A 13749-nucleotide genomic window follows, 5' to 3' on the forward strand; every position below is an offset into this window, starting at 1 on the left:
TAGCCTCCATTTTATTATTTTAAAATAAGCCTCAGCTTGAAAATTGCTTGCCTAAATCTACGCATGTGATGCCCGTTTCTACTTAATTGAGGTTTGAGCCCTGGAGCTTATGGGTATTTTGTCAAAGAAACCCGTAAACTTTACGGGTATCCAATGTGCCTATTTATTACGCATACTACATACCTACAATCAACAGAGATCCATGGCAAAGGCAAATCATCATGCGAAACAAAGAAGAAAAAACTGTAGGGCAACATGCTGTAGGTAAGGTAACAACAAGCGTTAAATGGGGAAATAGGCTTTTACAATCCAATCTTCCTAATACCTCTGATTTCAAAGTACTACGCGTTATTTTAAATAAAAATATATTCGCGCTGGATGTAGCAAATAATTTCGTACAAAGGCCTGATGAGGGCCTAATTGATGCTTTAGGAAATACTACAGCAAACTGGCTGATGCGACGAGGTATTTCTTTAATAGTAAGGCCCCTCAGTTTACCTTTAGCTCTGGCGGATACGGCAGGAGCGATGGTTAACCCCCACATTTATCTTCACGACATACCTGAATTGTATAAGCAAGCCCTGATTTCAGATAATGAAGAATATGCTGATTTGCTACTTGAAATACAAGGTTCTTATATCGGTTCAGGTGCCTACCTATGTGTCAAAATTCATGAGGGGCTGGATTGGTTAAAAGGATGTATTGCTGAGGTCTTAATGAGGCCTGAGCAGACTTCTTCTTCCTTTTTAAATTTGATGACCCAAGAGCTAGCCGCTCCAAATCTATGGAACATTCAGGTGGCTCCTCCCGATAAAGCAACTGAATGCTTGCTTCCTCAGGCTATGCTTAAAAATAGCAAAACTCAGATTGATAAAACATATAATGAGTTTTTAACGTCTCATAAACACTTTGAGGAACAGGCTCAGGATCTGGAGCGATTAGCTCAAGATCAAATTCAATTACCTCTGCGTGTGGCTAAAGCGGTGGAAGAACTTGCTCAAGCGGTCGCTACTTGGCAAAAAACTAGCGGTGAACACCAGTTATTGGAACACCACAAAAAGGCTTTAATTCAGGCGGAACAAAACTTAAGCGAATTGATTTTCTGTAAAATCAATTTTTCTCGCTATAGAACAGAAACGATTCCTGTCACGTTATTTTGCCAGAGAATGTCACTTGAGATTTACTATGGCAGTAGAAAATCTATCTCTGAACTCAAAAAAGAATGTAATGCGCTGCATAACGAGCTGTATCGAGCCTATAAAGCCCTAGATAAGCGTCAAAAAATTGATGAGCAATTCTTAAAAGATTTGCAAGTTCTTGAACAAAAAAAAGAGAAGCTATGTAGTAAGTTAAGTCGAGTTACTCATAATCCTAATTATGGCTATGCTCTGGCAGGCTTACAAGGATTGGGAGCTATTGCTGCATTTATGGTGGGACCGGCTTTTGCTCCACTTCTAGGCGCTACTGTGGGTGGTTTTAACACTCTTCTAAGCATGTCCACACAACAAGCGTCGACACGAGTGCAACACCGAGTATCTAAAATACAAAGCACTTTAAGTAATTTAAATACGCAAATGCAATGCAAGAACACGCTAATACAGCTTAATGAACAAGGAAAAGGGGATGTACGATGTGTGATTGCAGGTATAGAAAATGAATTATTAAGTCGTGGCATGGAGCAAGATCCTAAAGGATATTGCACATTTCTTGCAGAAGCAACGGAAAAATTTCAAAAAAAACAAGTAGGTTATCAGCAAGATGTTAATAGGTTGCAAGGACAAATAGAGATGTTAGAGCAAAAAAAACAATCTTATCTTACTTCCATCCACTATTTACACACGCTATATGATGCCACTTCAAACAAAAAAGAAAGGGGACGTCTTAAAGGATTAATACAGGGTTATACGGTGCATACTTTGGAAGTTGATTCGCAAAAAAATGAACTCGCTTTACAAAAAGTGGATGCTGATGAGGCACTTAATCAAAATACTAATGCACTGCAGTCTTTTCAAGCGGCATCTCAAGAAGCCGAACTATTAAAGCCAAGCTTTCAGGAGTTTTATGAGGCGGGTTTAAATGATGATGAGGCGCGATATAAAGGACTAAGTGATGAGCATAAACTGCAAGTACGCGCTCGAGAAAAGGCCGCATCCTATCGTGCTAGTCAGTGGTATCAATGCCTAAGTAGTCTGGACGAGGGCATGCGGGAGTTTGGTGATCTGATTGGCGCAGGAAAAAATATGGCCTTAGGTTTAAGACGTTTTGTTGGTGAAAAACCGGCCGCAGTTCTGGGGCTTATCGATCAATCTTTGCAAGCTGGGAAACTTCTTTACGTTCTTACCCAAAAAGAAACTTTTGGGTTTTATCAGATACCCAAAATACTAAGCAGTTTTAAGCTGGACCCTGCAAATACGCTAAAACAAACAGTACGCGAACTCATTACTCCTAGCGTTAATTTAGCGGGAATGGCTCTTAATATAGGCAATTTATTTTTTGATTTAGTGGGGGAGCCTTTATTTGGTATAGAACCACCTAAAGATCCACTGATGTATTTGATTCAACAAAATTTTCAGCAGCTTCACCATAATTTAAATCAGTACTTTAATGACGTGGATGAACTCGTTCACCAGCAATCGAAATTTTTAAGTGAAAAAATAGATGGTCACTATGCGCTTACTCGCTTCGTCGTTCAAGAACTACAGCAGTTAAAAAGAAGCGAACTTCCAGTGATCATGAAAAAACTGTTAAACCGGATGCATGATGAGGGTCGTTTTCCCCAAAATGGGATTCATATAGAAAATTATCGGACGCAACAAGAAACACGTGTGAACACCTATCAAGTGAATGTTGCTAAAATAACTTCTGAAATTAGTCGGGCAAAAAATATAGATACTTTAATCAGCTATCAAGCGGATGCTTTTAAAATGCCTTACAACAGCGCTAAATTAAACTTTGATTCTAAGATTATCAATGTTTCTACTCGACCTTGGGGGTATCTCAGTTACCTTGCTAAACGAGTCAATTTTCCCTTTAAGTTACCGAATTTTAAAGTGCTCTCAGCGATACATGTTCGTGCGTGTGAGTTGCCAAAAACCAGGCTTGAAGAGTTAGTTGCAACATTAGAGTCTACTTATGATTTAATGCAGCCAATACAGCTGTTTTTAGATACTATTCCCAATAAATTGCCGTTACAGCTTCAGCTTTTACAAAGCCAGTATTCCCGGCTAAAAAATAAAATTACTGAGCTTGAAAAACAAAAGGAAGAGGAGAGGTGCCAACGAAATCAGGAAGATAAAAAAGCTTATTTGGAAACGATGTTTGTCGATGTGCAATATACGTTTGCTGAAGTAAAACAGAATGTATTAAATACCCAGTTTGTAGGCATTGGGCGTGAGGCTTTAGCTCATTTATTACAGCAGCCTTTAGGTTGGTTGGTCGACTTGGAAGATTTTAAACGCAAAAACCTATTATTGCTCTTAGGTGCCATATCAACCTTTCCTTTTTTTTGGGTAGTAAATAGCCTGCGCGGACGCTATATGGAATTTATTGGAGCTACATTCTTAAAGTCTTTAGCAGAACACATCAACGACGGATTTGTGAGTTTAATTGATGCTTATGATCAAAAAGAGGCGGCCAATCCTAAGGACTCGGTATTTATAGCTTATTGTGATCTATTAACCAAACAATGGATTAGCACGCGTACTCGTCTTGAAAAGTCGCATAAGGAGCCACTCATAGCCTTAGCTAAAGAACATTTTTTTGCGGTAATTAACCACGAAGAAATTTATCTTTTAGGCGAACAAATTAAAATAAAGTTACCGAAAACGCTTGCTACTTCAATCAATCCCTTTCCTAAAGCCCTCGAGCTAGAAGAGCTTACTGAAAGTAAAAAAGTATTGGCATTGCAGCAATTGAGTCAAAGTAAACAGGCTCTGAATGCCAAGATTCACAATTATCTTACGGGTTATACAGATATTATCGATAGGGCATTAACTACCAAAAATATTGACAATATTGATTTTGAATTTGGCACGACAACTTTCCAGGAAGGTATGCTCGTTCCTGCGTATTCCAGTATAGCACATTATGCGTTTCCTCTAGTACTTCCTAAAAGCCTAATCAGCCACTTGAAAACGATTCAGGCAATCACGGAACTTTATCAAAATACGGAGGAAAAAGGTCTGGGCTATATTAGTAATACGTATAGCGTTGAAAAACGCAGTAAAGAAGATGATGATGCATATGACTATGTATTTTATCTTAATTATCATTTAATTGTACAAAGAAAAAACTTGCTGGTGGCGAAGAAGGAGTTGCTGTGTTTTAGCAGGGCTACAGTAGAGGCTTATTCTGGGTTAGAACGAACTCATGGGCCGAATTTGATGGAGTTTCTTTTAGTTGCTTTATATGGAACAAGGGAGGTTTGTCATAGCTTACCTGATTCTAATTGTGTGAGTCTTACAGGAACCAATGCCTGGTTAGTTCTACCTCCGGCACAGCCTTTTTCTGGTTTAGTCAACTTAATGCAAGACATCCCTATTGCTAAAGTCTTTTATTATAATCATCGTACTTATAAGCCCAGTCAAGACATTACTTCTTATTTGATCTCAGTGGTTAATCCCATAAGTTTTAGTGCTGAATTTCAAGAGTATTTGCATTACCTTAATTTCAGCGCCCCTGATTTAAATGAATTTTTTCTGGAGTACAGTGAATTAAAGACTGAATATGAAACTTTACTTGCCCTCTTGCAACTTAGTACGAAGCACGACAATTTGATTGCTAGTCTAGAGGATATTTTAGGTGTCATTCATCCTTCGCGAATAATGGGCGTATTATCTCATGGTTATGACGAAACGATTGAATTATTAGCCGATCAGCAGGGGGTGCTAAGTATGGGGGCGGAGACCTTAAAGGCTTTTTCAGTGTTTTTAAGACGAAGGGACCCTAGTGAGCTTTTGCGGAAGTTGGGTAACATTGAGTCTGATTTGCAACGGTGTAAAGAATCTCTACTTGCGAGTACCCAATGTAGGCCTAGTTCGGGGATACACTTTTTTAGTTCACGTCCTCAGCCAGAGATAGCTAGTTCTCGGACACCTCAAAATATTTTTAAATGAGGTTTCACGCGGGGCATGGTCTCAAAAGAGTAAATTATGAGCATTAAATAGTGATTGGCAGGGAGAGCTAATGTTTTTTGTTCTAGAGTTTACTCCTGTTTTTACATGATGCCAGGGGCATCAATTAGCCTGCTCCTTGGCGTGATTTAACTATTAAAAGATGTTGGATTTTTAGGTGAAATTTATTGGGGAATAATGCGCTCACTAGAGGAAGTGTAATTACTTTTTTTAGATCAATGGGTTAATTAGAAATATTAGGTTGTCGTGGGGGGTAAAAAATAAAAACCGCCAAGCTAAAAACATTCTGGAAAAAATGTTATTTTAGTTGCAGTTAAAATTATAAGGACACCAAACTTACCTATGGACAGGTTGTCTTGCAAACATAAAATTAAATTAAAAAAACGAATCATTTTTTCGGCTTTAGCCGTGGAATTATTGGCTTCCCCGGTTTTTGCTGTCTCTGCAACTGATTCAATATCGAATGAATTAAGTTCTTCTCCTGATGATGTGACGCAACTGTTATCTACTTTGGAAAAGGAAAATAACAGTTTAATCCCCAAGACCCCGTTCAGTTCTATAGTAAAAAAAATAGAGCAAGAAAAAAAACGGCAAAAGGAGAAATATGGGCTGAGTTGGGGAATGAATTATATTCCATTGTTGGAGTATTCTTCTTCTGGTGACCCTCATGTGAATGCATCTGGAGGTGCGTATCAATTTTTTGGTAGTTATAAACCGAAACTCTTTCAACAACTAAAAACAACCCTCGGATTAAAAGTTGAAGGCAATCATCGTTATGGAGACATTGCACCAGGATATTTTGCAGAAGAAATTAATTCGACTATCTTAACTACTTCGGGCTATAAACCTTATCCTGTGGCAGTGACGGAGCTATGGATACAACAAAGCCTTATACCTAATCTTGTGGCCTATCGTTTAGGAAAAATTGATTTAACCTCAATCATGAATTCTTATGCGTTTGACAGTAGGCAATTTTATTTTTTAAGCAATGTATTTACTAAGCATCCAGCGACCGCGGTTCCATCTAAATCTCCAGGGGCTGTGCTTGGTATTGCTTTAGGGACCCATTGGTATACTGCTATAGGAGCTGTAGGTCTTGATGGTGAAGATACCACCTCGGGTTTTTCCTCCTTTGATCGGGGGAAGTTTTTTACGGCGGTAGAATTAGGGTATAGAGACGTTATTAAGAACCCTCAGTCGGATAATTATCATGTCTTTCTTTGGCATGTTCCAGATCAGCCTGAAAAGCAACAATTAAGCGATCAAGGTATTTCGGTGGTGCTGCAAAAAAATCTATTTAATAAATTCATTCCTTTTGTGAAATTAGATTGGAGTAAGGGGCGAGTCGCCACGTTTAATAAATTATTTATCACCGGTTTTGGTTTGCAGCATCCTTTGTATGGTTCTATTGGCTTGTGGGGGCTAGGAATGGGCTATGGGCAGTTGGCTGATGATGCAACGAATCAAGCTATACTAGAAAGTTTTTATCGAATTCAGCTTACGCCTAACTCTCAATTAACACCTAATATTCAATTTATTAAAACGTTGCCAATGACAGGCCATCAGTCAATTGCTACTGTCTGGAACTTAAGGTATCGAGTTGCGTTGTAAAAGTGCATTCATGACGCGTGTTATTTTTTCAGATGCCGTCCAGTGCTTAAAGAAAATTTAGCTTGGATTTTATGATCTTATATAATGGTGTACTATAAAATCTATTCGAATACGTATGGATGGACCCATAAAAATGAACAAGTCTTCTTTATTCAGTTTATCGTTATTATCTGTAGCAGTGCAGGTTCAGGCAGAACAGATGCCTAAAGACGCGAGCCCATTGACTACCCAGGCAAATAAAAACTTCATTCAATCATTACCGGTTAATAATACGCAAGATTTTACCGATGCGAGCAGGGGACTTATTGAAACAGTTCCAAACTTAGTCATTAAAGATGCTCAAGGTCAGGTAATTTGGGATATGACCTCTTATGACTTTTTAAAAAACAAACAAGCACCAAACTCCGTGAACCCAAGTTTATGGCGCCAATCTCAGCTGAATATGAATTATGGCTTGTTCCAGGTGGTAGACAAGGTCTATCAAATACGGGGTTTTGATTTATCTAATATGACTATTATTGAAGGAAATTCGGGGATTATTATCATTGATCCGCTCGTGTCTCCGGAAACAGCAAAGGCTGGCCTTGAGCTCTATTACAAAAACAGGGGACAGAAACCGGTTAAAGCAATAATTTACACTCATAGCCATATTGATCATTTTGGTGGCGTGAAGGGCGTAGTTGCTCCTCAAGAGGTTGCTAGTGGAAAAGTTTCTATTTTGGCGCCAGAGCATTTTCTTGAAGAGGCGGTGAGTGAGAATGTCTATGCCGGTACAGCGATGGGGCGTCGGGCGCTCTATCACACTGGAGCAATTTTATCTAAAAATGAGCGTGGGCAAATCGATAGTGGCTTAGGAAAAACAGCATCTTTAGGAGCCTCTACCTTAATTCCGCCCACCGATATAATTAAACAAACAGGCGAACAGCGTACTATTGATGGGGTTACCATGGAGTTTCAAATGGCCCCAGGTACGGAGGCGCCAGCTGAAATGTTAATTTATTTTCCGCAGTTTCATTTATTAGATACAGCAGAAGATGCAACGCATACCGTCCATAATTTGTATACTTTACGTGGAGCACAAGTGCGTGATGCGAAGACGTGGTGGAAGGTATTGAATACGGCGATTAATCGTTATGGGGATAAAACTGATGTGGTTATTGCTCAGCATCATTGGCCTATGTGGACGAAAGAGCAGGTTATTCCATTTTTAGAAAATCAGCGTGATGTTTATAAATTTATCCATGACCATACTTTAAATTTAGCGAATAAAGGATTTACCCCTGTTGAAATTGCAGAGCAGATGAAACTGCCGCAAAGCTTAGCGAGTAAATGGTATAACCGCGATTATTATGGTTCCATCAACCATGATTCTAAAGCAGTCTATCAGCGTTATTTAGGCTGGTATGATTCTAATCCCGCACATCTTTATCCTCTGCCTCCGACGGAGTCCGCTAAGCGTTACGTCGAATTTATGGGTGGGGCAGATGCGGTGATTACCAAGGCGAAACAATCTTTTGATAAAGGTGATTATCGTTGGGTCGCAGAAGTAATGAATCAGGTGGTGTTTGCGGAACCAGAGAATCAGGCTGCGCGAAATTTAGAGGCGGATGCTTTAGAGCAATTAGGTTATCAAACGGAAAATGCAACGTGGCGTAATAATTTTCTTATGGGGGCGCAAGAGTTAAGAAATGGTGTGCCGAAGATTAAAATTGCGGGTACTGCAACTCCGGACATAATCAATGCTATGTCTGCAGAAATGTTGTTGGATTATCTGGGAATTCGGGTTAATAGTGAAAAATCCAAAGATAAAGAATTACTGATTCGTTGGATGCAGCCTGATACGAAAGAGGCTTATTTATTGAAATTGAAAAACTCGGTATTAATTTATGATAAAGAAACTGCCTCTTCAGCTGTTAAACCTGGTGTTGAGTTAATTGCTAATAAGGCTGATTTTGCAAATTTGAGTATGGGAATTAATTCATTAGATGATGAGTTGAAAAGTGGTCGAGTAAAAATAGAGGGCGCGCAACAACAGATTAACGAGTTTTTTGGGATGCTTGATGAGTTTGCATTGATGTTTAATATTATTTCGCCTAATGCGGTAAAACATGATTTGTCTTAAGTATTAGAGTTTATTAATTGGGGGTATTTTTGTTGCCTATGCTCCGTTTACTCAGTAGTCTGGATCCTGCGGTCAAGCCGCGCTATCCAGACTTATCTTGCTTTTCACGCGGAATATACAAGATAGGGCGGGCATTGTTTTACTTATTTTTTATCCGCTTCAGTTAATTTAAAAGCTGATGCGAGTGCATCATAATTAAATTGCTTAAATGTGGCGTCCTCATCAAGCTTTAATTCTGTTTTATACTGTTGATAAATCTGCTCCAAAATCTTTAGCGCTTGGTTTATTGTTTGGCGCATGTCTTTCTTCTCGAGACGAATTTGTTCAATTAAGTCCAAGTATTGATTCGATTCTTCCTCCCGCGTTTTATTTTCTTCAAAAACGCTTTCTATTTTTTCTCTACACTTACTAATGGTTTTGGTTATAGCTTCAGGATCTTCCAGTGTTTTTTCATCAACATTTAGATTACATAAGTGAGCCATTTTTAAAATCATCTCTTCTATTTCTTGTTCAATAGATTGACGATGAACTGCTGGAGGTTGGTGCTGTGGCTGATTGGTTAGTGAATGATGATGCTGGGCTGCCTCGTAAAATGTATTCACATAGGCCTGGTCCAGTAGTTCCAATGTGTTTGTTAAACGATTAGCGACATTGGATTTACACTCCATCATTAACAGGATTAGTTGGTTTAAAACGAGCTGATTTTGCTTCTTGATGTTTTTTAAATAATGCTCACTTTGATCACCATAGAAATTAACGAGTATCGGACTAAGTTCTGATGCATTATTTTCTATATATTCTTCAGCCTTAGTTTTGGCCTCAGATAATATTTTTATTTTGGTACGATTGGTTAATGTCTTATGAATGAAGAAGACGATTAATGAAAAGGTTAATAGTGTAATGACCAGTATCACTGGTAACAAAGCCTCAGATGTCATCGTTGCCCCTTAGTTCATCCATTTTTTCTTTATAAAGCCTTTGGTTTTTCTTATAGAAATAACCACACGTTAGTGATACCAAAATCAATACAAGTAACCCAATCATAGAGACTAGATTGATTGATAGAAGTGGATGCCTTTTATTCATGTGTTTGGTTTTATTAACCGCAGGAACTGGGGCACTTTGTTCTATTTTATTTAAGGGTAGTGGTTCAATATAGCTGCTTATCTGGAGTGCAGCGGCATTACAGTTAATTTTTTCTTGGGGTAAGAGCAAAACCAATGAGCGTCCACTGGGCGATTTTGCTGTAATTTCCGCTTGGAGTAATAAGCTAGGTAGCTCCTGTAAATTACACAGAGTTTTAATACTGGTTTGCCAAAAACCATTATGCGGAGCAAGAGTTAATAAAGCAATTCGCTTCGGGTTTACCAGTTTGATTTTTACTGAGTCTTGTTCAATGTGTGGGTTAACTAATTCGACTTTAAAGGCGTTATTACTAATGCTTTGTTGAAAAGGGGTTGGCATTATTTTAAATAACGATTGTTCTTCCCGCACAAAAGAATCATTTTTGGCCGTCACTATACTCTTAGTCATTCCTGGGGACATGTCTAAAAGAAATTCTTTTGCAAACTGCATATTTTTAACTAAGGGAATAGGGGTAGTAAAGTTATCTTTTTCATTTTTAAGATCGAGTATTACCGCAGTATTCGTTAGTAGCTGAGATAAATCATTATTGTTTTTTTCTGACTGCAATTTCGCATTTACGGTAATGAGTTCTCTATTGAAATACTCCCCACTTAACTTATTCGTTATTAATTCTAAATTAGTTAAAATAATGGCGCGTTCTTCTTGTTGTTCATCCCCTTTGATTTTCCATGCCCCTGCAGCAGGATGTTTCACATCGATGAAAATATACTTATTAAGTGAGGGGAGTTTCGATTCTAGTATGGTTCCATCCGGCTGGTATAAAGTCACTGGAGTGTGTTTATCTTTTTTCTCAATAATCACAGACAATTGTTTTACATTCGCATCCACCGGGATTTTTCGCTCATTATTGTCTGTTTTTTCTAAGGGGATACCTTGGGCTGGCATGGCTGCGGTAAATGTATTATATAAGGATTTTTCTGCATCAGACATGGAGTTGATAAACTGATAAATCCCATTGGTTTGATTGGCGAAGGATTTAAGGAGCTCTTCATCAATATTAGAACCTATACCTATGGGATAGAGTTTAATGTGATTTTTTTTCAACTCTGGAAGTAAGCGGTTATTGATGATTTGCCTGTCGTCCCGGTCTTGTTGTTGGGAGCCGCGATCGATTTTTCCATCGGTCAACAGAACAATAAATCGAGATTTGCTGTCTTTCCATGAGCTATTTGCCGCGTTTAGCGCAGCAAGGATATTCGTGAATTGACCTTGGGAATTGATTTGCTTTTCTTTTGCATGAAATTGATTCACATAGGCATCAGAGGCTTCATTTGTAGGCACTAGCAATTTAGTATGGGTAGAGAAAGTAAAAATAGTAAGTTTGGCTCTCTCTTTAAGTAGATTAATCAATAAATTCGTTGCAGGAATTCGTAGGTTTTGGGGATCATTTGTTTTCATGCTCCCTGAGGTATCGATTAAAAGAACCACTTCAGTATTTTCTTGCGCGAGTACAGAGGTTGATAAGCCGCAGCTAATACAAAAAATGAACAATAGAAATAAACGAATTCTAGATGATCTCACCGACAAGTCCTTTTAATTTTTATTCTCTTCGCTAATAAAATATAGGTAGTATTTCGAGTTATTTCAAATTACTTAGGTTAACTCTGGGCCGATAAGCTTCATAACCCTATAATTTGTCCAGTTTTCTCTGGATTTTTTAGCGTAACTCTCAGATTTAATACAAAAAAAATATGCTGCGCTCCTGAAAAAGAGTTGTTCATTGTCCGAAAGATTTTCCAGCTATTTGTGATAGGGATATATAAATAATACTTGCTTCTTAAAGTCTGATATTTATGTTACTGCTCCATTGTCTTAAATAATGTGACATGGAATTAAGAATATGAAGTGGGCCATATGGATAGAGAAAATAACATAAATCATCATTTTGCTGAGATGGCTGCAGAAGACGGGTGTTTTCTAGTTAAATTTCAGCCAGAAGAGAGTATTAAAAAATTACATGGGCTATTTGGGGGAGCGCACTAACATGCGTCCCTTAATAAACCACTCTTAGATGATTTCCGCGATTGGTTCAACAGCAAGAATATTGTGATTGACCATGGTTTGAATAAACGAAAGCGCATCATCAGCCGCTTTTAGCCATTCCAAATGGTACTCTCGCATTAAAAATTGAATTACTTCCTCCATCGATTTCCCTGGTTTTTCGAAAAGAGGCCACAACTTGGTACCTACGGGATTTAGGTTAAAATAAGCTTGGCTAGTCGGTTCTAAAACAACGATTTCATCTTCTAATTCAACATGCGTAACATTGTGCTTTTTGGAAATGAGGCACGTGGTGATTAATTGATTCATGAACACTCCATTGTTAAGTGGCTTTAATAGGGTGACTTCGCCTGTCCGTTTTGCGTAAGTTATCTTATTTTTGCATTATTTCTCTGTGCTAATCAATCTCATATCCATTAGTTCGGTGTGAATGGTGAGTTAAGATACAGTTCGGAGGGCTGGCTGAATGTTGGAGAGACTAGATACCGTACTACCTGGATCCCTCAAATCAATATTTATAATCGACAATGTGAGGGGCTAATATATACTTCGCCCTTGCGAGGAACTTAGTGACGAAGCAATCCAGGAAAAAACTTTGGGTTGCTTCACTTCATGCGCAATGGCGAGAAGATTTATTGGGTTAGCTGAGGCAAATTGTGGGTACCTCTGATACGTCTAAATCATTTTCTGATTCAGGCGTAGCTACAATCCCAAACCACTCAGAAAGAGTAAGCAATGAGGCTTGAATGAGACGGTTTGGCGTGTTTTTCTGTTCCCTCATTATTTGCATTAAAGGAGTTCCTTGGCCATTTCCTGACATAATAAAATGAGTTAATGTATTTGATAAGACCTGCATATTTTCTCGATAATCAGTATTTAGAATTCGAGTTAATTGTTCATGATCGAGCTTGGGAAGCAAAACTTTAAGTACATTAAAGAGAAGTATCCTCGGTGCGTCAAAAAGCATTGCCTTGTCTGCTACTGATAAGAAAGAATCTAAAATTGAGGTAATTAATTGTTTATTGGTAATTTGCATTGCTAAAGCGGATAAGGCATCCCAATCCTCCAGAGTTAAGACCCAATCGTTGATTGCATTTAAATAAATAGCAGCGATTCGTTCTGTTTGTACGAGAGTAGGTTTGGGTGTTAAGGCTGTTAAGAGATTGACCATTGCGGCTTGCAACTCGGCGTTATTGGAATAAAGTGCAACCCGAGTTTGCATTTTAGGACCTAGGGTTTCATATACCAAGTTTATTTGTGTTGCATTTAATAAGGGTATACAAAGGGTTAAATAATTAAATACGTTAGTTGCTATGGTTATGTTTATAGGTGCATTACAAGTTGCTACAACGCCACTTACTTATTTTATCTAAGAGGATTACTCTCTTGTTTTAGTGAGAAGCTTGATAGCTATGGCCAATGGCAGTTCTGTTGCCATTTGTTATGAGTTACATCGCAAATTTGAACATACGATTGCGATGAATCTTCCTACGGACAAAGATAAGGACAGTGAGGCGGACTTGTTTCACGAAGCAAAATTTCAGGGAGAGTCGCAGCATGGTAATGGGTGGTATGAGTATCCTCCCTCAGCGGAATCTGTCTCTAGTTATTTGAATTTTTTCAAATCTATTCGAGAACAGGAGGAAGTTATATCTTCTCCAAGTTTTTCTTACAGGTAAACGAAACATAGTCATATATTATCGGGTTTACTGCGGTTTAAGAAAACCCGGTCCTTCT

8 protein-coding genes are annotated in these 13749 nt (G+C 38.4%); 4 read left to right on the forward strand and 4 right to left on the reverse strand.

All coding sequences use genetic code 11. The features are described 5' to 3' along the window. Positions 1-221: 221 nt before the first annotated feature. From ACD661_RS00745 to ACD661_RS00755, 3 genes are all read left to right on the forward strand, one after another. Positions 222-5114, forward strand: coding sequence for a hypothetical protein (locus ACD661_RS00745; RefSeq protein ID WP_400185587.1), 4893 nt, complete (start codon positions 222-224; stop codon positions 5112-5114). Between the two features lie 360 nt (positions 5115-5474). Next, positions 5475-6743 (forward strand): hypothetical protein, encoded by a 1269-nt coding sequence (locus ACD661_RS00750; RefSeq protein ID WP_400185588.1) that lies wholly within the window; start codon positions 5475-5477, stop codon positions 6741-6743. A gap of 133 nt (positions 6744-6876) precedes the next feature. Continuing rightward, positions 6877-8865 (forward strand): alkyl/aryl-sulfatase, encoded by a 1989-nt coding sequence (locus ACD661_RS00755; protein ID WP_400185590.1) that lies wholly within the window; start codon positions 6877-6879, stop codon positions 8863-8865. A 143-nt stretch (positions 8866-9008) separates the two neighbouring features. Here ACD661_RS00755 and ACD661_RS00760 read toward each other — a convergent pair whose 3' ends face one another. The 4 genes from ACD661_RS00760 to ACD661_RS00775 form a co-directional block, all read right to left on the reverse strand. Beyond that, complete coding sequence (locus tag ACD661_RS00760; protein WP_400185591.1) at positions 9009-9803, reverse strand: hypothetical protein; 795 nt, start codon at positions 9801-9803, stop codon at positions 9009-9011. Further along, positions 9793-11532 carry a vWA domain-containing protein gene (locus ACD661_RS00765; RefSeq protein ID WP_400185593.1) on the reverse strand — a complete coding sequence of 580 codons (1740 nt, stop codon included), beginning with the start codon at positions 11530-11532 and terminating at the stop codon, positions 9793-9795. Before ACD661_RS00765 ends, ACD661_RS00760 begins: the two co-directional genes overlap by 11 nt. A 486-nt stretch (positions 11533-12018) precedes the next feature. After that, the gene (locus ACD661_RS00770) at positions 12019-12321 is read right to left on the reverse strand and encodes a PqqD family protein (RefSeq protein WP_400185594.1); all 303 of its coding nucleotides are present in this window, start codon (positions 12319-12321) and stop codon (positions 12019-12021) included. Between the two features lie 331 nt (positions 12322-12652). Next, positions 12653-13234, reverse strand: coding sequence for a hypothetical protein (locus tag ACD661_RS00775; protein WP_400185596.1), 582 nt, complete (start codon positions 13232-13234; stop codon positions 12653-12655). 190 nt (positions 13235-13424) lie between these two features. Between ACD661_RS00775 and ACD661_RS00780 the strand changes: the two genes are divergently transcribed. Then, a complete protein-coding gene (locus tag ACD661_RS00780) occupies positions 13425-13691 on the forward strand; it encodes a hypothetical protein (RefSeq protein WP_400185598.1) in 267 nt (88 codons plus the stop codon). Positions 13692-13749 lie beyond the last annotated feature (58 nt).

The organism is Legionella lytica (genome assembly GCF_044626755.1).
GTDB classification, from domain to species: Bacteria; Pseudomonadota; Gammaproteobacteria; order Legionellales; family Legionellaceae; genus Legionella; species Legionella lytica_A.

Bases quoted from the DNA above. Each gene is read 5' to 3' on its own strand.
- ACD661_RS00745 (WP_400185587.1), top strand. From the start codon at position 222: ATGCGAAACAAAGAAGAAAAAACTGTAGGGCAACATGCTGTAGGTAAG.
- ACD661_RS00750 (WP_400185588.1), top strand. From the start codon at position 5,475: ATGGACAGGTTGTCTTGCAAACATAAAATTAAATTAAAAAAACGAATC.
- ACD661_RS00755 (WP_400185590.1), top strand. From the start codon at position 6,877: ATGAACAAGTCTTCTTTATTCAGTTTATCGTTATTATCTGTAGCAGTG.
- ACD661_RS00760 (WP_400185591.1), bottom strand. From the start codon at position 9,803: ATGACATCTGAGGCTTTGTTACCAGTGATACTGGTCATTACACTATTA.
- ACD661_RS00770 (WP_400185594.1), bottom strand. From the start codon at position 12,321: ATGAATCAATTAATCACCACGTGCCTCATTTCCAAAAAGCACAATGTT.
- ACD661_RS00775 (WP_400185596.1), bottom strand. From the start codon at position 13,234: ATGCAAACTCGGGTTGCACTTTATTCCAATAACGCCGAGTTGCAAGCC.
- ACD661_RS00780 (WP_400185598.1), top strand. From the start codon at position 13,425: ATGGCCAATGGCAGTTCTGTTGCCATTTGTTATGAGTTACATCGCAAA.